Origin of the sequence: Stenotrophomonas sp. Bg11-02 (genome assembly GCF_002836635.1) — a bacterium.
Taxonomy (GTDB): Bacteria; Pseudomonadota; Gammaproteobacteria; order Xanthomonadales; family Xanthomonadaceae; genus Stenotrophomonas; species Stenotrophomonas lacuserhaii.
Map to the genome: position 1 here is coordinate 18,146 of NZ_PJAY01000066.1, position 24,090 is coordinate 42,235.

20 protein-coding genes are annotated in these 24,090 nt (G+C 67.8%); 13 read left to right on the plus strand and 7 right to left on the minus strand.

All coding sequences use genetic code 11. The features are described 5' to 3' along the window. Positions 1-54 precede the first annotated feature (54 nt). Both CXG43_RS14755 and dsbG read left to right on the plus strand, forming a co-directional pair. Positions 55-852: a TlpA disulfide reductase family protein gene (locus tag CXG43_RS14755; RefSeq protein WP_332870921.1), complete on the plus strand. Its 798-nt coding sequence runs from the start codon at positions 55-57 to the stop codon at positions 850-852. Positions 853-881: 29 nt separating this feature from the next. Then, positions 882-1,718, plus strand: a complete 837-nt coding sequence (dsbG, locus tag CXG43_RS14760) for a thiol:disulfide interchange protein DsbG (RefSeq protein ID WP_101100608.1) — start codon at positions 882-884, stop codon at positions 1,716-1,718. 587 nt (positions 1,719-2,305) lie between these two features. Here dsbG and CXG43_RS14765 read toward each other — a convergent pair. Continuing rightward, complete coding sequence (locus tag CXG43_RS14765; protein ID WP_101100609.1) at positions 2,306-2,812, minus strand: hypothetical protein; 507 nt, start codon at positions 2,810-2,812, stop codon at positions 2,306-2,308. Between the two features lie 316 nt (positions 2,813-3,128). Between CXG43_RS14765 and CXG43_RS14770 the strand changes: the two genes are divergently transcribed. Continuing rightward, positions 3,129-5,915, plus strand: coding sequence for a glycoside hydrolase family 3 C-terminal domain-containing protein (locus tag CXG43_RS14770; RefSeq protein WP_101100610.1), 2,787 nt, complete (start codon positions 3,129-3,131; stop codon positions 5,913-5,915). A 100-nt stretch (positions 5,916-6,015) separates the two neighbouring features. Here CXG43_RS14770 and CXG43_RS14775 read toward each other — a convergent pair whose 3' ends face one another. After that, on the minus strand, positions 6,016-7,101 hold the full coding sequence (locus tag CXG43_RS14775; RefSeq protein WP_101100611.1) for an alkene reductase: 1,086 nt from the start codon (positions 7,099-7,101) through the stop codon (positions 6,016-6,018). 193 nt (positions 7,102-7,294) lie between these two features. Here CXG43_RS14775 and CXG43_RS14780 point away from each other — a divergent pair, with 193 nt between their 5' ends. The 3 genes from CXG43_RS14780 (at position 7,295) to lldD (ending at position 9,773) form a co-directional block, all read left to right on the plus strand. Beyond that, a complete protein-coding gene (locus CXG43_RS14780) occupies positions 7,295-8,053 on the plus strand; it encodes an SDR family NAD(P)-dependent oxidoreductase (RefSeq protein ID WP_101100612.1) in 759 nt (252 codons plus the stop codon). A gap of 70 nt (positions 8,054-8,123) precedes the next feature. Continuing rightward, positions 8,124-8,573 (plus strand): MgtC/SapB family protein, encoded by a 450-nt coding sequence (locus CXG43_RS14785; RefSeq protein ID WP_042613935.1) that lies wholly within the window; start codon positions 8,124-8,126, stop codon positions 8,571-8,573. A 60-nt stretch (positions 8,574-8,633) separates the two neighbouring features. After that, positions 8,634-9,773 (plus strand): FMN-dependent L-lactate dehydrogenase LldD, encoded by a 1,140-nt coding sequence (gene lldD, locus CXG43_RS14790; RefSeq protein ID WP_101100613.1) that lies wholly within the window; start codon positions 8,634-8,636, stop codon positions 9,771-9,773. Positions 9,774-9,793: 20 nt separating this feature from the next. Here lldD and CXG43_RS14795 read toward each other — a convergent pair whose 3' ends face one another. Both CXG43_RS14795 and CXG43_RS14800 read right to left on the minus strand, forming a co-directional pair. Next, complete coding sequence (locus tag CXG43_RS14795; RefSeq protein ID WP_101100614.1) at positions 9,794-10,096, minus strand: I78 family peptidase inhibitor; 303 nt, start codon at positions 10,094-10,096, stop codon at positions 9,794-9,796. Between the two features lie 60 nt (positions 10,097-10,156). Then, positions 10,157-10,786 (minus strand): hypothetical protein, encoded by a 630-nt coding sequence (locus CXG43_RS14800; RefSeq protein ID WP_101100615.1) that lies wholly within the window; start codon positions 10,784-10,786, stop codon positions 10,157-10,159. A gap of 168 nt (positions 10,787-10,954) precedes the next feature. Between CXG43_RS14800 and CXG43_RS14805 the strand changes: the two genes are divergently transcribed. Next, entirely contained in the window at positions 10,955-12,136 is a 1,182-nt protein-coding gene (locus CXG43_RS14805; protein ID WP_101100664.1) for an amidohydrolase family protein, read from the plus strand. Between the two features lie 10 nt (positions 12,137-12,146). Here the strand turns inward: CXG43_RS14805 and CXG43_RS14810 are convergent, their stop codons facing one another. Then, positions 12,147-12,386 (minus strand): hypothetical protein, encoded by a 240-nt coding sequence (locus CXG43_RS14810; RefSeq protein ID WP_232767825.1) that lies wholly within the window; start codon positions 12,384-12,386, stop codon positions 12,147-12,149. Between CXG43_RS14810 and CXG43_RS14815 the strand changes: the two genes are divergently transcribed. The 6 genes from CXG43_RS14815 (at position 12,352) to CXG43_RS19575 (ending at position 22,149) form a co-directional block, all read left to right on the plus strand. Continuing rightward, on the plus strand, positions 12,352-15,009 hold the full coding sequence (locus CXG43_RS14815; RefSeq protein WP_232767827.1) for a YadA-like family protein: 2,658 nt from the start codon (positions 12,352-12,354) through the stop codon (positions 15,007-15,009). The genes CXG43_RS14810 and CXG43_RS14815 overlap by 35 nt on opposite strands. A gap of 64 nt (positions 15,010-15,073) precedes the next feature. Further along, positions 15,074-15,922, plus strand: coding sequence for an OmpA family protein (locus CXG43_RS14820; RefSeq protein ID WP_101100665.1), 849 nt, complete (start codon positions 15,074-15,076; stop codon positions 15,920-15,922). A 132-nt stretch (positions 15,923-16,054) separates the two neighbouring features. Beyond that, positions 16,055-16,339: a hypothetical protein gene (locus CXG43_RS14825; protein WP_042613608.1), complete on the plus strand. Its 285-nt coding sequence runs from the start codon at positions 16,055-16,057 to the stop codon at positions 16,337-16,339. Positions 16,340-16,401: 62 nt separating this feature from the next. Then, positions 16,402-17,322 (plus strand): M14 family metallocarboxypeptidase, encoded by a 921-nt coding sequence (locus CXG43_RS14830; protein ID WP_101100617.1) that lies wholly within the window; start codon positions 16,402-16,404, stop codon positions 17,320-17,322. Between the two features lie 128 nt (positions 17,323-17,450). Beyond that, entirely contained in the window at positions 17,451-19,430 is a 1,980-nt protein-coding gene (gene betT, locus CXG43_RS14835) for a choline BCCT transporter BetT (protein WP_101100618.1), read from the plus strand. A gap of 175 nt (positions 19,431-19,605) precedes the next feature. Further along, positions 19,606-22,149: a methyl-accepting chemotaxis protein gene (locus CXG43_RS19575; protein ID WP_269801226.1), complete on the plus strand. Its 2,544-nt coding sequence runs from the start codon at positions 19,606-19,608 to the stop codon at positions 22,147-22,149. A gap of 100 nt (positions 22,150-22,249) precedes the next feature. Here the strand turns inward: CXG43_RS19575 and CXG43_RS14845 are convergent, their stop codons facing one another. Next, a complete protein-coding gene (locus CXG43_RS14845; RefSeq protein WP_101100620.1) occupies positions 22,250-23,227 on the minus strand; it encodes a zinc-binding dehydrogenase in 978 nt (325 codons plus the stop codon). A 200-nt stretch (positions 23,228-23,427) separates the two neighbouring features. Further along, a complete protein-coding gene (fabR, locus tag CXG43_RS14850; protein ID WP_101100621.1) occupies positions 23,428-24,081 on the minus strand; it encodes an HTH-type transcriptional repressor FabR in 654 nt (217 codons plus the stop codon). Between the last annotated feature and the right edge of the window lie 9 nt (positions 24,082-24,090).

Here is a 24,090-nt window from a genome sequence, read left to right on the forward strand (position 1 = left end):
CCTCGTTCCTGCTGAACCTGCCGGACAGTATCCGTTGAAGACACACCTGTGATGATGAGCCTGGGACCAGTGCCACTGCCGGTGGCACTGGCCATCTCTTTCCTGCTGCTGGCTTTGCTGGTCGCGCGCCTGTGGCCGCGCCCGCCCGGCGTGGCATGGCGGCCCGCCACCGCCTTGCTGGTGGACATGTTCCTGCTGGGGCTGCTGGCCGCACGGGTCGTGTTCGTGCTGCGCGCCGCGCCGTTGTACCTGGCCGATCCCGGATCGATCCTGCGCATCGGTGATGGCGGCTTCGACCCTATTGGATTCTTCGCCTGTGCCGCTGGCTGGGGCGCGTGGAAGTTGCGTCGGCACCCTTCACTGCGCCCGGCCGTCATTGCTGCCGCGCTGTTCGCCACGGCCAGTTGGTGGGGTGCCACCGCTGGCCTGCAGCATTGGCAGGCAGGGCAGGTCAGCCTGCCGGCGATGGTGCTGCACGACCTGGGTGGCCAACCGGTTGCATTGGCCGCAGGGCAGGGCAGCCCGGTCGTGGTGAACCTTTGGGCCAGTTGGTGTGGGCCGTGCATCCGCGAGATGCCGGTATTGGCAGCGGCACAGCGAGCGCACCCGCAGGTGCGTTTCCTGTTCGTGAACCAGGGCGAGGATGCGGAGACGGTGCAGGAATTCCTGCGCGTGCATGCTCCGGGCCTGCAGGGCGTGCTGCTGGACGAGCCGGCGCGCACGGCCGAGGCGATGGGCGTGCAAGCCTACCCGAGTACCCTGTTCTTCGACCGCGAAGGCCAGCTTCGCGAACTGCACCTGGGCGAACTGACCGCTGCAGGCCTCGAGCACAAACTGCGCCGGCTACGGTAGCCTGCGCGGGCATTCAATCAGGAGCTGTCATGCTTTCCACGTATCTGCGCGCCGCACCAGCGGCGCTGGTGTTGCCGATCCTGCTGGCGGTGTCCGGCTGTGGCCAGGCGCAGGCGCCGAAAAACGCGGCTCAGGCAACGCCTGCGACTGCGGGCGCCAATGGGGACGCAAGCGGCGTCCCGGCGCCGATCAAGGGCCTGCAGAAGCTCGGTTTCGAAGTGGTTTCAGAGTTCGAAGCGCCTGGCGGCCTGCGCGGGTTTGCCGGTGTGGTCAATGGCCAGCGGCCTGCCGCCGCTTACCTGACTCCCGATGGCAAGCATGTGGTGGTGGGCAGCCTGTTCGATGCGCAGGGCAATGACGTGGCGCGCGATCTGCTGACCGAAAAGGTGGCCGGGCCGATGACCGAGAAGATCTGGTCGCAGCTCCAATCCAGTGCCTGGGTCGCCGACGGCAAGGCCAGCGCGCCGCGCGTGGTGTACACCTTCAGCGATGCCAACTGTCCCTACTGCCACAAGTTCTGGGATGCGGCGCGGCCGTGGGTGGATGCCGGCAAGGTGCAACTGCGCCACATCATGGTGGGCGTGATCCGCGAAGACAGTCCGGGCAAGGCAGCGGCCATCCTGCAAGCGGCCAATCCGAGCGCTGCGCTGCTGGAGAACGAGCACGCCTTTGACCGCGGCGGCATCAAGCCGGTGGCGATCGGCGCCGATGCGTCGCGCAAGCTGGATGCCAACCAGGCGTTGATGGTCGAGATGGGTTTCCAGGGCACGCCGGGAATCCTGTTCAAGGATGCTGAAGGGCACGTGCAGCGTCGTTCGGGGCTGCCGCAGGGCAACGACCTGGAACTGATGTTCGGGCCGCGCTGAGTGTGTTCTGGTTTGCCGGGCCTGCGGCCCGGCACCCCCTTTTCCAAGCCGAAGCAACGGCAACGTCAACGGCCTGCAGGGCTGCGTGTTGGCGGGGCGGGGTGTCTGTGCAGGACACGCCGCAGGTACGTCCCTGTAGGCTCGCTTTTCGCATCCATGCGAAAAGACGGCCCTGCACAGCCACCCCGCCCCACCTTTCGACAGGTCCACGGCGGCCATGGAATCTTCGGTAGCGCCGACCCATGGTCGGCGGATTTTGTGGGGAAATGGGGTCTGATGGATTCCGCCGACCATGGGTCGGCGCTACCAGAGCGCCGTGTTTGTGTCGGGTGGAGTGAGCCCCTGAGTCAGGGGCGGCCGCGAAGCGGCGGGGTGTGGGTGGTGGTGAGACGGGGCCCGCGGTTTGCGCAGCAAAGCGTGGGAGCGGCAGCGCGAATGCGATGAAGTGGACCCGCGCCATGGATGGCGCGAAACGAGGCCCGCAGGAGCGGCTTTTGCCGTTCCCCGCCCAGCCCCACCGCCCGGCCCCGAGCACGTAGCCAGCAACAAAGCCACCCGCGACGGGTTTCACCCGTTCGACCCACCGCCTACGGCGCCGAAGGCATCCCCGGCCGCACGTAGAACGAGCGCCCGGTATCGTCCACGAACATCAGCTCGGGCGCGCCCTGCCACGAGGTCAGCATCGCGCCCGTATTGTTCTGGTGCTTGACCATCAGCGTGGCACCCCGGTCCGGGTTGGCGACCACCTTGAAGACTTCGGTGGCGCCGGTGGCATCATCCAGGGTCAGGATCGCTTCGCCGCCGACGTCCGAGGTGCCATAGCCGCCGCGTTCGGAGCCGTCCGGGCCGAGCAGTACCAGGCCGGACAACGGTGCGCCACGCGGGCCCAGCGGCTTGCCGCCCGTGGTGGGATCGGGGACCGGGGCGCCCAGGATCAACCGCGCCTGGCCGTTCGCGTCGGTGATGATGAGTCCGCGGGCATGCAGCACCTGGTCGGGCGATTGCGCGCGCTGCTGGCGCCATGCGGTCCAGCCGCAGGCGGCCAGGGCGACCAGGGAGAGCGCGAGGGCGGTGCTGCTCAGGGCACGTGACATGGACGGATTCCTTCCTTGGATCGATCCGCGACAATAGCCGATGCACGCGGCGTGCTCCAGTCGTCCATGCGACCTTCGCCGCATGCGACGGAGGTTGACAGCAACAAACCCCCTCGACCACTCTTCACCTGTTGGATTGCCTCGCAGTCCAGGAGCAGGTTGTCACGCCGGACGGAGGGGTCCGTGCGCAGGCCTGCTCCGCCCCGGTCCCTGCAGCATCGCTTCGGCGAGGCCTGTACGCGGGCTAGCGCTGCTCCCTTCGGCGGCACCCTTTCCAGGACCGACTGCGCAGGCATCGGGTTTGAAACGTCTGTCGATGAAAACGATTACAAAGCAGCTCTCCCTTTCCGCCGCCATTGCGCTGGCGCTCTCCGTTCCGGCCTTCGCTGCCGATACCACGCCTTCCTTCACTGTGTTGGCGCTGGACAAGGCACCGCAGGCCGCCGATGTCGGTTCGCTGGCCACCCAGCTGACCTCGGTGCAGGCCGATGTGGTGACGGTGCTGGACGTGGAGCGTGCGGTCGGGGCGATCGATCCGCTGCAGACGCTGGCTGACCAGCTCGGCTTTGCCTACCGCTTCGTCCAGGCCGAGGTGGATGCCCAAGGCACTGCGCAGGGCCAGGTGATCCTCAGCCGTGTCCCGGTGCAGGCCGAGTCCGGTCCGGACCAGATCGGCCGAGGTTATCTGCGACTGGCCGATGACCGTCATGTGGTGGCGCTGTATGCGCAGGCCGGTGCGGATGCGACGGCACTGCCGGCCCTGCTGAAGTCCTCGCGCCTGGGGGCGCCGGCGGTGCTGCTGGCGTCGCAGGCGGTGCGGGCCGACGGCTTCGCCGCAACCGCGGTGGACGGCGTGGCCAGCAACGGATTCGCTGAAGGCCGCGCCTCGACGCTTGACCTGCGCGATGGCGCGGGTCGCAAGCTGCAGGCACGACTGCTGACCTTGCCGTATGCGCAGGGCGCGACGCCGCCGCAGCCGTGGATGGACACCACGCTGGGCGCCGATGAGCGCACCCGCCTGCTGTTGGGTGAGATGACCCAGGACGAAAAATTCCAGATGCTGCGCAGCTACTTCGGGCTGGGCAAGGACGGCGGTCCGCTGCCGGAAGGCGCGGTCGGTTCGGCCGGCTTCGTGCCCGGCGTGGCGCGGCTGGGCATCCCGGCGCAGCAGTCGGCCGATGCCGGCGTAGGGGTGACCAACCCCGGCGGCATCCGCAAGGGTGACTTCGCCACCGCGATGCCGTCCGGTCCATCCACGGCGTCCAGCTGGAATCCGCTGATCGCCTATGTCGGCGGCGCCACGATGGGTCGCGAAGCCTGGCAGCAGCGCTTCAACATCCTGCTCGGTGGCAGCGTCAACCTGCAGCGCGATCCGCGCAACGGGCGCAACTTCGAATACGCCGGTGAAGATCCGCTGCTGGGCGGGGTGATCGTGGGTGAGTCGATCCGCGGCATCCAGAGCCAGCACGTGATCTCCACGATGAAGCACTACGCGCTCAACGACATGGAGACGCGGCGCAACTTCCACAGCGTGCAGATCGGCGACCAGGCGATGCACGAGTCGGACCTGCTGGCCTTCGAGATCGCCATCGAGCTCGGCAAGCCGGGTTCGGCGATGTGTTCCTACAACAAGATCAACGGCATCTACGGCTGCGAACATCCGTACCTGATGAACCAGGTGCTGAAGCAGGAATGGAAGTTCCCCGGTTTCGTGATGTCCGACTGGGGCGGCGTGCACAGCGGCTCGAAGGCGGCGCTGGCCGGCCTGGACCAGCAGTCGGCCGGCGAAGTGTTCGACGCCACCACCTTCTTCGACCAGCCGCTGCGCCTGGCCGTGGCCGGTGGCACGGTGCCGCAGGCGCGGTTGGACGACATGGTGTCGCGTATCCTGCGCACGATGTTCCTGCATGGCAACTTCGACAACCCGCCGCAGCACCAGCCGATCGACGTGGAAGCCGGCTACGCCGCGGCCCAGCGCACGGTGGAAGAGGGCAGCGTGCTGCTGCGCAACGAAGGCAACCTGTTGCCGCTGGCCGACAGCGTGAAGCGCATCGTGATCATCGGCGGTCACGCCGACAAGGGCGTGATCGGCGGCGGTGGTTCGTCGATGGTGGGCATCACCGCCAAGGGCACCAATGCGGTACCGGGCGTGATGCCGACCACCTGGCCGGGTCCGGTGATCTTCCACCCGTCTTCGCCGCTGGAAGCGCTGCGCGCCGAGCGGCCCGATGCCCAGATCACCTATGTGGATGGCCGCAATCCGGCGGCCGCCGCGCGCGCGGCCGCACAGGCCGATGTGGCCCTGGTGTTCGCCACCCAGTGGTCGGCCGAATCGGTCGACCTGCCGGACATGCAGCTGCCCGACCAGCAGGACGCGCTGATCAGTGCGGTGGCCAAGGCCAATCCGAAGACCGTGGTGGTGCTGGAAACCAACGGCCCGGTGCGTACGCCGTGGCTGGCCCAGGTGCCGGCGCTGCTGCAGGCGTGGTATCCGGGCATCCGCGGTGGTGAGGGCATCGCCGCACTGCTCACCGGCAAGGTCAATCCGTCCGGTCGCCTGCCGGTGACGTGGGTGGTTGACGAATCACAGCTGCCGCGCCCGCACGTGCCGGGACTGGGGTTCAACCCGAAGCAGCCGGCGGTGGACATCTTCGATTTCGATATCGAAGGTGCCAACGTGGGTTACAAGTGGGCTGCAGCCAAGGGCCTGGTGCCGACCTTCGCCTTCGGCCATGGCCTGTCCTATTCCAGCTTCGCCTACGAGAACCTGCAGGTGAGCGTGGAAGGCCAGCGCCTGGTCGCCAGCGTGGACGTGCGCAACACCGGCGCGCGTGCCGGTGCCGATGTTGCCCAGCTGTACCTGAAGCTGCCACAGGGCCACACCACGCCGATCCGCCTGGTCGGTTTCGACAAAGTCAGCCTGCAGCCGGGTGAGCAGCGCCGGATCCGCATCGAAGCCGAGCCGAAGACCCTGGCTGATTTCGATCCGACCGCGCGGGAGTGGAAGATTGCCGCTGGTGACTACCAGCTGCAGCTGGGTCGCAACGCGGCCGAGCCGCTGCAGGTGGTGGATGTGAAGCTGCAGGACACCGTGGTTCGCTGATTGCGGTCGGGGAGGTGACGACCAACGGTCGTCACCCACCGGGCGGTCGTCACCCGCCGGGCGGTCGTCTCCCCACCGGACAGTTGTCAGCCCGTGTTGCTCACAGCGGCGGGTAATCGGTGTAGCCCTTTGCACCGCCGCCATACAGGGTGGCCTGGTCGATCTCGGCCAGCGGTGCGTCGCGGCGCAGGCGCTCGACCAGGTCCGGATTGGCGATGAAGGCACGACCGAACGCCACCGCATCGGTGTAGCCCGATGCCAACGCGGCTTCGGCACGCGTCTTGTCGTAACCGTTGTTGGCGATCCATGCGCCGCCGAAACGCGAACGCAGGGCCGGGTAGTCGAACGGGATATTGTCCCGGTCACCGCCGGTGGACCCTTCGATGACATGCACGAAGGCCAGCCCCTCGATATCGTCCAGGCGTTCCACGGCGCGTTCGAACAACGGCTGCGGATCGCTGTCGTGGGCATCGCCGGCCGGGGTAGTGGGGGACAGGCGCACGCCGGTGCGCGCCGCACCGATCGTGTCGGCCACTGCGCTGACCACTTCGAACAACAGGCGGGTACGGTTCTCGATGCTGCCGCCGTAGGCGTCCTCGCGTTTGTTGCTGCCGTCGCGCAGGAACTGATCGATCAGGTAGCCGTTGGCCGCATGGACTTCAACACCGTCGAAGCCGGCTTCGATGGCGTTGTGCGCGGCCTTGCGGTAGTCCTCGATCAATGCCGGGATCTCGTCCAGGGCGAGCGCGCGTGGTGTGGACACGTCTTCGAAACCGTTGGCGGTAAAGGTCTTCGCATCGGCGCGGATGGCGCTGGGCGCGACCGGCACCTCACCTTCCGGCAGCAGGCTGGTGTGCGAGATGCGGCCGACGTGCCACAGCTGCAGCACGATCTTTCCGCCGCGGGCGTGGACTTCGTCGGTCACGGCCTTCCAGCCCTGCACCTGTGCGCTGCTGTAGATGCCCGGCGTGTCCAGGTAACCCTGGCCCAGCGGACTGATCTGTGTCGCTTCGGCGATGATCAGCCCGGCGCTGGCGCGCTGCCCGTAGTACTCGACCGCCAGCGGCGTAGGGACGCGGTCCGGCAGGGCGCGATTGCGGGTGAGCGGGGCCATCACCACCCGGTTGGCGATGGCGATCGCGCCCAGGCGGGTTGCAGAGAACAGCACAGTGTCATCGGTTGGCATCAAGCATCCTTCGTTGGGGGAGGAAGGGCCGCATCAGGGCCCGTGCGCCGAGCATAGGACCTGGGTTGTTGCAGCGATGGGAAGGCCTGTTGCACGCGCCGTGGACGCATGTTGCAGGCGCGTCACGACGCGCGGCGTAACGTTGCCGGTGATGGCTGGACCCCATCCAGACCAACGCAACAGGAGTCGAGCAATGATTGATTACCAACTCAAGGGCAAGACCGCGATCGTGACCGGCGGCGTGTCCGGGATCGGGCTGGCCGTGGCGGAAATGCTGGCCGCTTCCGGTGCCGCGATTTCGGTATGGGACCTCAAGCAGGAGGCGGTCGACGCCACCGCCGAAGCGCTGCGCGGCAAGGGCGCAAAGGCGCTCGGCATCGCACTGGACGTCACCGACGAGACCGCCGTGGAAGCGGCCGTGGCACGCACCGTGGCCGAACTTGGCAGCGTGGATATCGCGGTCAACAACGCCGGCATCGGCGGTCCGGCCGCGATCAGTGGGGACTACCCCGTGGAGGGCTGGCGCAAGGTCATCGACGTGAACCTGACCAGCGTGTTCCTGTGCCAGCGCGCGCAGATCCAGGCCATGCGCAAGGCTGGCCGTGGCGGCAGCATCATCAACATGGCCTCGATCCTGGGCCAGGTGGGGTATGCCGGTTCGGTGGCCTACGCGGCGGCCAAGCATGGCGTGGTGGGTCTGACCCAGACCGCTGCCTGGGAGCATGCCGCCGACCAGATCCGCATCAACGCGGTCGGACCCGGTTTCATCAGCACCCCGTTGCTGGAACAGATGGACCCGAAGGTACGGGCCACGCTGGAAGGCCGGCACGCGCTCAAGCGCCTGGGTACGCCCGAAGAGGTCGCCGCGCTGGTGGCCTGGCTGGCCAGCGATGCCGCATCGTTCGCCACCGGCACCTACTACGCCATCGATGGCGGCTACCTGGCACAGTAAGCCAGCGGCTTTCACGGTCCTCGCACGGCATTCCGGCGACCTTCACGGTTTGACCAAGGGAAGACGTGCGATGGATTTCAGCCAGGATATCTCCCTGCTGCTGCGGGTGGCCGCTGCCATGCTGTTCGGCGGGGTCATCGGGTTCGAGCGCGAACTGGGCAAGCATGCGGCGGGACTGCGCACGCACATGCTGCTGGCCGGCGCGGCGGCGCTGATCGTCGGGCTCGGCGATTCAGTGGCCGAGCATTTCCAGCAGGACCAGTACCGGGACCTGCTGCAGGTCGATCCGATCCGCCTGATCGAGGCGGTGGTGGCGTGCGTGGGCTTCATCGCCGCCGGCACCATCATCCGCGGTACGCGCGATGGCGAAGTCAGCGGCCTGACCACCGCCAGTTCGCTGATCATGTCCGCGGCGGTCGGCATTGCAGTCGGTATCGGCGCGTATGTGATCGCCAGCGGGGTGACGCTGATGTGCGTGGTGGTGCTGACCGTGATGCGCCGGGTCGAGAAAAAACTGTAAACCGGCGCATTCGCCGAAAGGCGAATTGCCTGGCGGCGCCGTTTGCGCTCACAGTCGGACATGATCATTTCCGCCTCCACCGACTACCGGGCAGCGGCGCAGCGCCGGTTGCCGCCGTTCCTGTTCCATTACGTGGACGGGGGGGCCTACGCCGAATACACGTTGCGGCGCAACGTGGAGGACCTGGCGGGGATCGCGTTGCGCCAGCGCGTGCTGCGCGACATGTCAGAACTGGACCTGCAGACCGACCTGTTCGGCGAGACGCTGGCGATGCCGGTCGCGTTGGCGCCGGTCGGCCTGACCGGCATGTTCGCGCGGCGTGGCGAGGTCCAGGCCGCACGTGCGGCAGCCAGCCGGGGGATCCCGTTCACGCTGTCCACGGTATCGGTGTGCCCGATCGAAGAGGTGGCCCCGGCGATCAGCCGGCCGATGTGGTTCCAGCTGTATGTCCTGCGTGATCGTGGCTTCATGCGCAACGCGCTGGAACGCGCACAAGCGGCCGGGGTGACCACGTTGGTGTTCACCGTGGACATGCCGGTGCCCGGTGCGCGCTACCGCGACATGCATTCCGGGATGAGCGGACCGAACGCTGCGCTGCGTCGCGCCGGCCAGGTGCTGGCGCATCCGCGCTGGGCCTGGGACGTCGGGGTGCGCGGGCGTCCGCACGATCTGGGCAACATCTCGGCTTACCGCGGCGATCCCACCGGGCTGGCCGACTATATCGGCTGGCTGGGCAGCAACTTCGATCCGTCGATCAGTTGGAAGGACCTGGAATGGATCCGCGAATTCTGGAAGGGATCGATGGTGATCAAGGGCATCCTCGACGCTGATGACGCGCGCGATGCGGTGCGCTTCGGTGCCGATGGCATCGTGGTGTCCAACCATGGCGGGCGCCAGCTGGATGGGGTGCTGTCGACCGCACGCGCCTTGCCGGCCATTGCCGATGCGGTAAAGGGCGAACTGAAGATCCTCGCCGATTCGGGCATCCGCAGTGGCCTGGACGTGGTGCGCATGCTGGCGCTGGGCGCCGATGCGGTACTGCTCGGACGCGCCTTCGTGTATGCCCTGGCCACCCATGGAGAAGCCGGGGTGGCCAACCTGCTGGACCTGGTGGCGAGGGAGATGCGGGTGGCGATGACCCTCACCGGGGCGCGTTGCATCGCCGACATCAGTCCCGAACTGCTGGTCCGCGCGGACTGAAGGCCGCCCCGGTGCTGCGATTACTCGCAGCGCACGGCGGTGATCACGTCCTGCTTGTCGATGAAGACGCGCAGGCGATCAGTGCGCAGGTCCTTGGTGGTGATCGTGCCGGGGCCGATCGGGTTGACCAGCCCGGCGCCGCTTTCGCGTGACAGCCGCCGCATGTTCGCCTCGTTGGCAGGCTGGCCCACGGCCCATCCCAGCGCGCTGGCCTGGCACTGGCCACTGCCGCGCACCTGCGGGCCCGGACTGCTGGCACAGCCGTTCAGGACCAGCGTGCCGAGCAGGGCGAGGGGGATCATCATGCCGTGGCGGATATCCATCAGTGCGCTTCCACAGGGGCGGTGGGAGCACCATAGCACTGCCTGGCGTGATGGCCACGGTCAGTGCGGCAGCGCGCCCTGCAGGTAGCTTTCGATGACATAACTGAAAGGCCGCTGCGCGCTGTCGCGCAGCAGGGCACGGACTTCCAGCACGGTGGCGCCGGCACCGTCGCCGCGAGCGGGCCAGTAGGTTTGATCACGCAGGGTCTGGCGCTTGAAGCCGAGCGGTGCGACCACCCGGCCGAACGGCTCGTCACTGCCATCAAGCAGGCTGTTCATCGCCGGCGTCAGCAGCGCGGGCACGTACCAGTTGTCCGCTTCGGACAGCACGCGCGGACCGCAGGCCAACTGCACGCGGCGGTAGCGCAGCGGCGTGCCGGCGTCGACCTGCAGCGCCCTGCGTACGTCGTCGGGCGCATCGCGCTGCACGCCCTGGACCCGTACCGCGCGGACCCGCCCCTTGTCGGCCAGGCCGTGTTCGGCGCACCAGGCCTCCAGGGCCGCGGTTGCGCTGCGTCCGGCCAGCACACGCCGGTGCAGTTCCTCCACGCGCTGTTGCGGCGTTGCGGACGCCGCCGGGGCGTCCTGCCCGGTCTGCGCATCGGCCGCGGCCAAGGCGGCAACCGGCGCTGCCGCCAGCAGCGAGGCGGCCTGCCAGCGATGGCGGTCGGTGCGGTCGAACGGGCCCATGGATCCTGCTGTGGTGATTGCGTCATCGCTAGTTTACCCGCTCCTGCGATCGACCCGCTGCCGGGGCACCGGGCAGTGGCGTGGTGGATGCCTGCAATGCAGCGATTTCATTGGCGGTCTGGCCGTACCAGCCCGTAAGGTCGCATGCATTCATCGAAGGAGAACCGCATGACGGCCCTGCATGTACGTGGCGCGGTGGATGCCGCCGGCCAGCCTCTGTCCTTCACCATCGAGCACGGACGGTTCACCCGCTTCGGTGCCAGCGTGCCCCCCGAAGCCGGTGACGGCGAGGGGGTCGACCTGCGCGGGTATACGGTGCTGCCGGCTCTGGTCGACGGCCACATCCACCTGGACAAGAGTTTCGTTGGCGACCACTGGCGTCCCCACCAGCCGGTCGCCAGCCTGCGCGAGCGCCTGGCCCAGGAGAAGCAGGCGCTGGCGGCCGCCGCGCCGATGGACGTGCGCGCCGAGGCGTTGATGCGGCAGATCGCTGCGCTGGGTACTGCGGCGGTGCGTTGCCACGTCGATGTCGATGCGACCACCGGCCTGCGCAACCTGCATGCGGTGCAGCAGGCACATGCACGCTGCGCGGACCTGCTGGACATCCAGTACGTTGCCTTCCCGCAGGCCGGGGTGATGTCCTGTGCCGGTACCGCGCAGGTGCTGCGGCAGGCATTGGCCGAAGGAGTGCAGGTCGTGGGCGGAATCGATCCGCAGGGCCTGGATGGAGACGCCCGTGGCCAGCTGGATCTGTTGTTCGGCCTGGCCGACCGGCACGGCGCACGGATCGACGTGCACCTGCACGAGCCCGGCGAGCAGGGGCTGGCGCAGCTGCAGCAGGTGTGTGCGCGTACCGAAGCGGCCGGCCTGCAGGGCAGGGTGGCGGTCAGTCATGCGTATGCCCTCGGTGAGGTGCCGCTGGCCCGTGCGCAGCAGGTCGGCGAAGCACTGGCACGCGCGCAGGTGGCGCTCATGACCAATGCGCCGGGCGACCGGCCGTTTCCGCCGGTGGCGGCCCTGCATGCGCAGGGCGTGCGGCTGTTTTCCGGCAACGACAACATCCGTGACAGCTGGTGGCCTTATGGCAACGGCGACCTGCTGCAGCGCGCGATGTTGATCGGCTACCGGTCCGGCTTCCATACCGACGGCGAGCTGCAGCTGGCGCTGGACATGGTCACCAGCCACGCCGCGGCGGTGCTCGGTTTGCCGGAACATGGCCTGCAGGAGGGCTTGCCGGCGACCTTCGTGGCGGTACGCGCCGATCATGGACCGGCAGCGGTGGCGGCCGTGCCGTCGGACCGCGTTTCGATGCGCCGGGGACGCTGGATCCTGCCCCCGGCCAGCGCCTGAGCAGGCTGGCTCACCGGGTTTCGCTGTCGACCTGGCGTTTCAGCTCCAGCGCCAGCGCGCGCACGCCGTCGTCGGCGTTATCTCGGTAGAGGATGCCGATTTCGTAGCTGTCGATCACCGGTAGTCCGTGTTCGCCATCGATGATGCGATGGTCGGCGGTCACCGCACGACGTGGCAGCAGACTGATGCCGATACCATCGGCCACCGCGCCCTGGATGCCGCTCAGCGAGGAACTGAATCGTCGTGCCACCCTGGGCGGCGGCACCGGTACCACCACGCTGGCCAATGTGGCCGATGGCGTGGATGCCAATGATGCGGTCAACGTGGGTCAACTGCAGGCGGTGGAGCAGGGCGCCGTGCGCTACGACGTGGCCGCCGACGGCAGCATCGATTACCGCAACGCGACGCTCGGCAACGGCAGTGGCACCACCCGGCTGGGCAACCTCAGCAATGGCCTGGTCGCGGCAGGCAGCACCGAGGCGATCACCGGCGCCCAGTTGTTGTCCACCAATGAGGCACTGGTGGCCTATTTCGGTGGCACCACCGCATTCGATCCGGCCACCGCGCTGTTCACTGCACCGGCCTTTGCGATCACCTCGGTCGCGGCCGACGGCGTGCTGGCCCCGGGTGTCTATGACAACGCCAGCGATGCCTTCGCAGCGGTGGACGGTTCGCTGGTCAACCTCAACACGCAGATCAACGACATCCGCAACGGCGAAGCATCGCGCTTCTTCAAGGTCAACTCGGCCGGCGTGGATGCTGCTGCCGGCGGCCTGGAATCGATCGCCATCGGCGGTGGCGCCAGCGCTACGGCGGCCAACGCGGTGGCGATCGGCTCGGGCAGCATCGCCGATCGCGATGGCACGGTGTCCATCGGCGCCGCCGGTGCCGAGCGCCAGCTGGCCAACGTCGCCGATGCGACAGCGGCCACCGATGCGGTGAACCTGGGCCAGCTGCAGGCTTCCGAACAAGGCGCGCTGCGCTATGACATCGCCGCCGATGGCAGCGTGGATTACAGCAGCGCCACGCTGGGCAACGGCGCCACCGCGACAACGCTGAGCAACCTGGCAGCGGGCGAGGTATCTGCTACCAGCAGCGACGCGATCAATGGTGCGCAGCTGTTCGCCAGCAGCCAGTCGGTGGCCACCCATCTCGGTGGCGGTGCCGGCGTGGATGCCGGCGGCGCGATCACTGCGCCGACCTACACGCTCAACAACGTCGCCGTGGATGGCAGCCTCAGCAGTGGCGACTACAACGACGTGGGCAGCGCCTTCGATGCCGTCAGCACCTCGCTGGCCAACGTCGCCGACAAGACCGATACGGTTGATCGCCTGGCAGTGAAGTACGACGCCGACGTAGCAGGCAACGCGAGCAACCGCATCACCTTGGCCGGTGACGGCACGGGCACTGCGGTGGTGCTGGACAACCTGGCCGACGGCAGCGTGACCGCCGGCAGCCGCCAGGCGGTCACCGGCAACCAGCTGTCGGCGACCAACCAGACCGTGGCGAACTACTTCGGAGGTACCACGATGTACGACGGCGGAAGCAACACCTGGACCGCGCCGACCTTCCGGATCTCCTCCATCGCCACCGATGGCACCGTGACCGGCAACGACTACGGCAACGTGACGGTCGCGTTCTCGGCCGTGGATTCCTCGCTTCTCAACATCAATCAGCGCATCGACACCATCGCCGGTGGCAACCCGTTCCTGGCAGTGAACTCGGCCAAGGCCGGCGCCACCGCCAGTGGTGTCGACGCGGTGGCGGTCGGGCCTGAAGCCAGCGCAGCCGGGGCGGCCAGCGTGGCGATCGGCGATGGCGCCGATGCATCGGCCGGCAACAGCGTGGCGCTGGGCGCAGGCTCGGTTGCCGATACCGGGGCGCAATCCGGCTACACCGGCGCCTATGGCCAGGCCGGATCCAGCAGTTCGGCAGGCGAAGTGTCGGTGGGCAGCAGCGGCAGCGAGCGCAAGGTGACCCACGTGGCAGACGGCTCGGAGCGCTATGACGCGGTCAATGTCGGCCAGCTGCAGAACGGGGTGAACTACGCCATCGACGAATCCAAGAGCTACACCGACCAGCAGATCAGCAACATCAACAACGGCACCTCGGGCATGTTCCAGGTGAACAACTCGCAGGGGCTGGCCAACCCGTCGGCCAGCGGGGCCAACGCGGCCGCCGGCGGTGCCGGTTCCAGTGCAGCGGGCGCCAATGCCACCGCGCTGGGCAATGGCGCGCAGGCACAGGCCGACAACACGGTGGCATTGGGTGCCGGCTCGGTCGCCGACCGTGCCAACACGGTGTCGGTGGGCAGCGCAGGTGCGGAGCGGCAGATCGCCAACGTGGCCGATGGCAGCCAGGCCACCGATGCGGTCAATGTCCGCCAGCTGCAGGCCTCCCAGCAGGGATCGCTGCGCTATGACAACAACATCAACGGCACCACCAACTTCAGCAGCGTCACCCTGGGGCAGGCCGGTAGTGGGCCGACCCAGGTACGCAATGTCGCCGCCGGTACCGCCGGCACCGACGCGGTGAACGTGGACCAGCTGCGCAGCGGCATGGCGCAGACCCTGGACTGGTCCAAGGCCTATACCGATAAGCGCATGGACAGCTTCGACCGCAACCTGAAGCGCACCGATGACCGCGCTTCGGCCGGTATCGCCTCGGCGATGGCGGTGGCCTCCCTGCCACAGCCCAGCGAAGCCGGCCGCAGCATGGCGTCGTTCGCGGCGGGCAGTTTCAACGGCGAATCGGGCATGGCGGTCGGTCTTTCCGGCGTCTCCGATGGCGGGCGCTGGATCTACAAGTTCAGCGGTTCGACCAATACCCGCGGTGATGGCGGGGTGGCCGTAGGTGCCGGCATCCAGTGGTAAGCACGCCGGAGGGGCCGGTGCGATGCCGGCCCGTCCTGGCTCCAGCAACGACAGGGGGAACCTGATGGATACGACGAATACGCATCACCGGGCGCTGCGCGGCGTGCTGCTGCCCGCACTGCTGGCCTGCATCACGCTGGCCGGCTGCCGCAGCCATGGCGTGGCGGGCGAGGCACCGGGTGCCGGCAGCGCCACCGGCGAGGCGGTGAGCTTCCCGGAGCCCGGCAAGGCCTCGCTGAAGGAAGGCGTGTTCGCCGACCCGGCCGACCTGCGCCGCTTCGCACCGGGCATGAGCAAGCGCCAGCTGTACGCGTTGCTGGGCACGCCGCACTTCAATGAAGGCATGTGGGGCGTGCGTGGGTGGAACTACCTGTTCAACTTCCGCACCCCGCAGCGCAGTGAGTATTTCACCTGCCAGTTCCAGGTGCGGTTCGATGGCAAGGGCATCGCGCAGGGCGGGTACTGGAAGCCGCAGTCGTGTGCTGCGCTGGTGGAACCGCCGCCGCCGCCCACCGCTGAAGTGCCCGCAGCGTTACCGCAGGAGCCGTTGCGGCTGGCTGCTGATGCGCTGTTCGCCTTCGACAGTGCCGAGCTGAGCGACGCCGGCCGCCGTGCAGTGGACGGGGTGCGTGGCCAGGTGCAGCGGGCCAGCGAGGTGCAGCGGATCGAGGTGGTCGGATACACCGATCGCATCGGTAGCGCGTCCTACAACCAGACGCTGTCCACGCGTCGTGCCGAGGCCGTGCGCAGTGCGCTGGTGGAAGGCGGAGTGGCCAGCGGGACGATCCGTGCCGAGGGTCGCGGCGCTGCCGAGCCGCTGGTGCAGTGCGACCAACGCAGCCAGCCGGCATTGATCGCCTGCCTTGCGCCGAACCGCCGGGTGCAGATATCCGGGCGTGCCCGGATCGACTGAGGTTTTCTTTTCGTGGACGGCCTGCGGGCCGGCCCACCTCCCGTGTCCCCCTGGTTCCCCGGCACGCGCGGCAGCGTCTCCCCCGTCCAGCCCGCGCGTGCCGGTGAACCAGCTCTCTCCAGGCAGCATTGCATGAACGCCCAGCTGGCGATGAAGACGTACACCACGATCAGCCTGTATGGACAGCTCGGCAACCATGCCGTGGTGCGTCTGCCGGGACGCCGCCATCCTGGCCTGATCGTGCAGTCCGACACCGTGGCCGGCTTCATCGCGCAGCTGCAGGAAGCGCAGGTGTCACTCCGAGCCGGCCGCCTTCCGCGCGCCGATGCGGAAATGGACCTGTTGATCGAGGTGCTGCAGGATTGGTATGCGCAGATCGAAGAACGCCTGGCCGATGCCGGCGAGGCGATGGGCTGAGTCCAGCCGTGCGTGGCTGCGGTGCTAAAATGCGCGCTGATTTCCGTTGCCGCGAGACTGCCATGAGCCCTGTTGCCTTCTATCCCGTGGGATCCCCCGGCCAGCCCTGGGGCGAGGCCGAGCGCACGCAATGGCGGGCACGGCAGCAGCGGCTGCGTCGCTTCGACCAGGACGTGTTGCCGCGCATCGATGCGCTCGCTGGTACCTTTGAGCCGGTGCAGTACGGTGCGCTGGACTACGCCGGCGAGACCTATCCGCTGCTGGCCCTGCGCAGCCCCGACTGGAATCCGGCGCTGCCGGCGGCACTGGTGACCGGCGGCGTGCACGGCTATGAGACCAGCGGCGTGATGGGCGCGCTGGAGTTCCTGGAACAGCATGCCGCTGCCTATGCAGGACGCATCAACCTGCTGGTGGTGCCGTGCGTGAACCCGTGGGGCTATGAGCGCATCAACCGCTGGAATTTCGATGCCATCGACCCGAACCGCAACTTCCGCGAGGGCGCTCCGGCACGCGAGTCGACCGCGCTGATCGAGCTGGTGGCCCCGTTGAAGTCGCAGTTCGTGCTGCACATCGATCTGCACGAGACCACCGACAGCGACGAAAGCGAGTTCCGCCCGGCGGTGGCTGCACGCGACGGCAAGCCGTTCGTGCCCGGGCTGATTCCGGATGGGTTCTACCTGGTGGATGACACCGAAAACCCCCAGCCGGCGTTCCAGCAGGCGGTGGTGGCGGCAGTGGAGCAGGTGACCCACATCGCACCGGCCGACGAGGCCGGGGAGATCATCGGGTCGAAGGTGGTCTCGCACGGGGTGATCGAGTACCCGCTGGTGGCGCTGGGCCTGTGCGCCGGCATCACCGGGGCCCGCTACACCACCACCACCGAGGTCTACCCGGACAGCCCGCGCGCCACCCCGGCCCAGTGCAACCGGGCCCAGGTCGTGGCGGTGACCGCTGCGCTGGACTACGTAGTGGCTGCTGCGTGACGTAATCGACTGTCGCCTTTCGCCAGAAATCACGCTAAATGCTTGGTTTCTGGTGGCCTTCATCACGAATCGATGGTGGGACCGTCATGATGGTACGGATACCCCTTGATTCGGAGCAGGTCGCTTTCATGGAAGCCCTGGAGCCTCAACATAACCCGGTGCGGACGCTGCGGCCTGTCTTTGCCATCGCCTCGCTCATCGTCGTGGCGTTCGCCGTGTTCGTCAGCGTCTACCCCCTGGGTGCCGGGCGGATGCTCATGCAGGCGCAGGACTGGGCCTCGTCCAACGTGGGCTGGTACTACCTGCTGGCGATGACGCTGTACCTGGTATTCGTGGTGGTCGCCGCGCTGTCGCCGTATGGCAGCATCAAGCTGGGCGCCGACCACGACGAGCCGGAGTTCAGTTATCTGTCCTGGGCCGGCATGCTGTTCGCCGCCGGCATCAGCATCACCCTGTTCTTCTTCTGCGTGTCCGAGCCGCTGACCCACTTCATGCAGCCGCCGCAGGGTGACCCGGCGGCAGGCGAAGCGGGGGCGCGCCAGGCCATGCAACTGTTGTTCCTGCACTGGGGCCTGCACGGCTGGGGCGTGTTCGCGCTGGCGGCGATGGCGATGGCCTACTTCGCCTACCGGCACAACCTGCCGCTGGCGCTGCGTTCGGCCCTTTACCCGCTGATCGGCAATCGGATCAACGGACCGATCGGCTACACCGTCGATGCCCTCGGCATCGTCGCCACCGTGTTCGGGCTCGGCGCGGACATGGGCTTTGGCGTGCTGCATCTCAACGCCGGCCTGGCCAATCTGTTCAACGTGCCACACACCCACGGCGTGCAGATCACGCTGATCGTGCTGATGATGGGCGCGGCGGTGGCGGTGGCGGTGACCGGCGTGGAAAAGGGCGTGCGCTGGATGTCCAACATCAACATGCTGCTGGCCATCGCGCTGGTGCTGTTCATGCTGTTCGCCGGCCCTACCCAGTACCTGCTGGGCACGCTGATGCAGAATGCAGGTGACTACCTGGGCAGCGTGGTGGGCAAGAGTTTCGATGTCTATGCCTACGGCGGGAAGCCGGGCTGGATGGGAAGCTGGACGGTGTTCTACTGGGCGTGGTGGATTGGCTGGTCTCCGTTCGTGGGGCTGTTCATCGCGCGCATCTCGCGCGGCCGCACCATCCGCCAGTTCGTGTTCGGCGTGCTGCTGATCCCGCTGGGGTTCACCCTGGCGTGGCTTTCGATCTTCGGCAACAGCGCGCTGGACCAGGTGCTGCACCATGGGCAAACGCAGCTGGCGCAGCTGGCCATCGATGACCCTCCCACCGTGCTTTACGCCTTGCTGGAAAGCTATCCGTGGAGTCGGGCGGTGATCGCGGTGACGGTGCTGGTGAGTTTCGTGTTCTTCGTGACCTCGGCCGATTCCGGTGCGGTGGTACTGTCCACGCTGTCATCGCATGGCGGGGCGCCCGAAGACGACGGTCCGCGTTGGCTGCGGGTGTTCTGGGGCACGGTGACCGCGGTGGTCACCGCCGGGCTGCTGCTGGCCGGCAACATGGATGCGTTGAAATCCGCAGTGGTGCTGGCCTCGCTGCCGTTCTCGGCGGTGCTGCTGCTGATGGCGTGGGGGCTGATGCGGTCCTTTGCCGATGAGTCGCATCGCAAGCGGGCGCTGCAGTACCGGGCCTCGCCGTTGGTGGGGGCCAGCCGGCACCACCAGGGCTGGCGCCAGCGGCTGGGGCGGGCGGTCAATTTCCCGGTGCGCGACCAGGTGTACCGCTTCATGGATACCGACGTGAAGCCGGCGATGGAGGCGGTGGCCGAGCAGCTGCGCGGGGATGGCTGGGAGGTTTCCACGCGGCTGGAAGCGGGCGACATGGAGCTGTCGGTCAATCATGGAGAGCAGCAGGATTTCCTGTACCGGGTGATCCTGACCGGTTACCGGGTGCCGTCGTTCGCCTCGCACCAGGCGCGCAACAGCCGCTACTACCGGGCTGAGGTGCATCTGTACGAGGGCAGCCAGGATTATGATCTGGTCGATTACAGCCGCGAGCAGATCATCAACGACATCATCAGCCAGTACGAGCGCCACGTGCAGTTCCTGCACCTGAGCCGCTGATCTTCGTGTGACGACCAACGGTCGTCACCCACCAGGGCGGGAAGCGGAAGAACAACGGTCGTCACCCACCAGGGCGGGAAGCGGACGGCCAGCGGCCGTGGTCGCCGCCGGCAATGGTCAAGAAACCGTCATACGGGTCGATAGAGAGGCTGTCCGCCCCCTTCCGAGTTCCGTGATGCGTACCGCTTCCCCCACTTCCCGCTCCACGCGTCAGCCCAGCGTGGCCCGGCGCCTGATGCTCGGCACCGGCCTGCTGGCCCTGGCCTGCTTCGGTTTCACCGCCGTGATCAGTTACTGGCGCAGCAGCGATGCATTGCTGGACAGCGCGCAGGCGCGGCTGCAGGACCTGGCCGGGCAGGAGGCCCAGCGGATCGCCGCGGAGATCGCGGTGGCCGCCGACACCGGCACGGCGCTGGCCAACAGTTTCAGCGTGCAGCGATCGCTGGGCAGCCTGGACCGGACGGCGGCCAACGAAATCATCCGCGCCCAGTTGCAGGCCCACCCGCAGTGGCTCGGCATGGGCACCTTGTGGGAGCCCGATGCTTTTGATGGCAAGGACGCTGCGTTCGTGGACAGCGAGGGCCATGATGGCAGCGGCCGCTTCATGACCTGGTGGGCCTGGCAGGACGGTACGCTGGTGCGCGAAGCGCTGCGCGATTACGAAAAGCCCGGTGACGGCGATTGGAACCTCAAGCCGCGGCAGACCCTCGCCCAGGCCGTAGTGGAACCGTACTACTACCCGGTGGCCGGCAAGGACACCCTGATGACCACCGTGGCCACCCCGATCCTCGAAGATGGGCGCTACCAGGGCGTGATCACGGTCGACTTCACCTTGGCGGCGCTGCAGGCGCGCATCGCGGCGATGCGGCCGATGGAAGTCGGCCATGCGACCCTGCTGTCGCCGGCCGGTTCGGTGATGGCCAGCCGTAATGCGGATGAGGTCGGCAAGCTGCGTGACGATGCCGGTACCCAGGCGATGCTGGCCGCCGTCGCAAAGGGTGAGACGATCGGCAGCCAGGCCCGCTTCAATGGCGAGGAGGAGCTGCAGGTGTTCGTGCCGTTGCGGGTAGGCTCGGCGCCGCAGGTGTTCGCCTTGGGTATCGCGGTACCGAAGGCCCACGTGATGGCGCAGGCGCGTACGCTGCTGTGGGTGATCGTGGCGGTGGGCCTGTTCTCGGCCGTGCTGCTGAGCGCGGCCTTGTTCGTGCTGCTGCGGGCGCTGGTGCTGAAGCCATTGGCCGAGGCCGAACGGGTGTCCGCGGCGGTGGCCGAGGGGCGCCTGGACAGCCGTATCAGCGTATCGCGCAATGACGAAGTGGGCCGCCTGTTGACCTCGATGGGGGCGATGCAGGACCAGCTGCGCGCGGTGATCGCCGCCCAGGCGGACATGGCCGGGCGGCATGACGAAGGGCAGATGCGCTATCGGCTGGATGATCGCGCCTTCCCCGGCGAGTATGGGCGCATGGTGGCCGGCACCAACATGCTGGTGGCTGGGCACGTGGACGTGCAGCGTCGGCTGGTCGAGGTCATGGCCTGCTACGCGGTGGGCGACATGAGTGCGGACATGGAGGAGCTGCCCGGCGAGAAGGCGATGATCAGCGCGGCGATGCGCGACACCAAGGCCAACCTGCAGGCGATCAACGCGCAGATCCTGCAGCTGGCACACGCTGCGGCAGCCGGTGATTTCACCCAGCGCGGTGATGCGACGCGCTTCACCCACGATTTCCGCAGCATGGTGGAGGGTCTGAACACCCTGATGCACACCACCGACGGCAACCTGGCCGAGCTGTCGCGGCTGCTGCAGGCGATCGCCCGGGGCGACCTCACCGCGCGCATGCAGGGTGACTTCCACGGCGTGTTCGCCCGGATGCGGCGCGATGCCGATACCACGGTGGAGCAGCTGACGCGCATCGTCGGCGGCATCCAGCAGGCCAGCGCGATGATCAACAGTGCGGCAGGCGAGATCGCCGCGGGCAACGAGGACCTGTCGCAGCGTACCGAACAACAGGCGGCCAGCCTGGAAGAAACCGCTGCTTCGATGGAAGAACTGACCTCCACCGTGCGCCAGAATGCCGACCACGCACGCCAGGCCAACCAGCTGGTGCAGGGTACCGCCACGGTGGCGTCACAGGGAGGGGAGGTGGTCGCACAGGTGGTGCAGACCATGACCGGCATCGAAGGATCGTCGCGGCGCATCGCCGAGATCATCACGGTGATCGACGGCATCGCATTCCAGACCAACATCCTGGCGCTGAATGCCGCGGTGGAAGCGGCGCGTGCCGGTGAGCAGGGTCGCGGCTTCGCCGTGGTGGCCACCGAAGTACGCGCCCTGGCACAGCGTTCGGCCACTGCCGCGCGCGAGATCAAGGGCCTGATCGATGATTCGGTCGGGCAGGTGGAGCAGGGCGCCCAGCTGGTGCGCCAGGCCGGCAGCACCATGCAGGACATCGTCACTTCGGTGCACCGGGTGACCGACATCATGGCCGAGATCTCAGCTGCCTCGCAGGAGCAGAGCGCGGGCATCGAGCAGGTCAGCCAGACCGTGGTGCAGATGGACGAGGCGACCCAGCAGAATGCCGCGCTGGTGGAAGAGGCCAATGCCGCGGCGCGTTCCCTGGAAGAGCAGTCACACGAACTGCAGCAGGCGGTGGCGATCTTCCGCCTGCGCGAAACTTCCACCCTAACGCCGCGCGCCGCGCTCACCGCCGAGCCTGCATGACGTCCCGACGGTAGCGCCGAGCCGTGCTCGGCGGAATCCTTCCGGCGTCGTGGAAAAGCGCCGCCGAGCGCGGCCCGGCCCCGGCTCCGGGGTGCCGCGTTTACGGACGCAGCAGCACCTTGCCGGTGCGTCCACCGGCCAGGCTGGCGGCGGCCGCGTCGGCGATCTGCGCGAGCGGATAGACCGCCTGCACCGGCAGCTGCAGGCCACCGCCAGCGGCACGCGTCAACAGCTCGCCCACCAATCGGCGCTTGTCCTCCACAGCCATCGCCTGGCTGACCTTGCTGCCCCAGAAGCCCTTGACCGTAGCCTGCTTGAAGATCACGTCACCGGACGGAATCTGCATCGGTTCGCCGGTCATCGAACCGAACGACACCAGCGTGCCGCCCTCGCCAAGCAACCCCACCAGATCACCGCTGGCGCTGCCGCCGATGGAGTCCACTGCGGCGCGCGCCAGCCGGTCGCCGAGCGCTGTGCGCACCGCCTGCTGCCAGTTGTCGGAGGCGGTGGAGAACACATTGGCGATGCCCAGTGCTTCCAGTTCGGCTACGCCGTCGTCGCGGCGGACCAGATTGGCGACGTTGACCCCGCGTGCGCTGGCCAGCATCGCCAGCGTTTTGCCCACCGCACCGTTCGCGGTGTTCTGCACGATCCAGTCGCCCTTTTCCACATGCAGGAATTCCAGCAGCATCAACGCGCTGAGCGGCATCGCGATCAGCTGCGCTGCGGTCTCATCGTCGATCGCATCCGGCATCGGGATCACCATCCGAACCGGTGCGATGAAGGCTTCGGCCCAGGTTCCATGCACCGAAGCGGCGGCCACCCGCTGGCCTGGCGCGAGTCCTTCCACACCTTCGCCGAGGGCATCGATGATGCCCAGTCCCTCGCTGCCACCGACGGCCGGAAGGGTCGGCTTGTAACCATACTGCCCGCGCACCGTCCACAGGTCGTGGTTGTGGATCGGAGCGAGCACGGTGCGGATGCGCACTTCACCGGGACCCGGCTCGGGCAGGTCCGTCTGGCCTTCGGAGAGAACAGCGGTGGGGTCGCCAAAACTGGCGTGGAGGGCGGCGCGCATGCGGAATCCTGGTGGGGGTTGAGGCCCACAGGGTGCCACCGCGCGCGGTAACGGCAGGTCAACGGCATGGGGCAGTGGGGGCGGTGGGTGACGACCGTTGGTCGTCACGCTCCTGGCTGCAAAGCGTGACGACCAACGGTCGTCACCCACCGACGGTCGTCACCCACCGAGTATGACGGCCAGCGGCCGTCGTACCCGCATCAGCGCTTGCGGCGGAAGGCGGCCGGGGTGCGGGCGCCGACGATGATCATGCGCACCATGGTGGAAATCTCTTCGATCAGCTCGGCATCCTTTTCCGGCGGCTGGTCCATCGCGCTGGCGCCCATCGCGAACACCAGCCGGGTGATCGCCTTGGCGGCCAGCTGCGGGGCGTGCAGGCGCACCCCGTCCATCGCGGCCAGCCTGACCAGGTCGACCTGCAGCTCGTCTTCGAAGTACTGCAGCTCGCGTTCCACCGCGTGCTTGAAGTCGTCCGAACCGACCGCGCCTTCGCGCAGCAGCACGTGCAGCAGCTTGTCGTCGGCGCGCAGCTGTTCCATGAAGGTTTCCACCGACACCCAGACCACGCTGGTGGCCGACACCGTGGCACGGCGGCGGGCCTGGCCGATGATGGTGCGCAGCGAGCGCCCGGCCAGGTCGATCAGCGCGATGGACAGTTCGTCCATGTCACGGAACTGGCGGTAGAAGCTGTTCGGTGCGATGCCCGCCTCGCGCGCGACTTCACGCAGGCTGAGGGTGGACAGGCTGCGGTGCGGCCCGATCAGCGCCAGCGCCGCGATGATCAGATCCTCGCGGGTCACCGTACGGCGGACCGGCGTGGCGTCTTCGGGCGGAGGCGTGACGATGGGGGGCATGGGGTAACC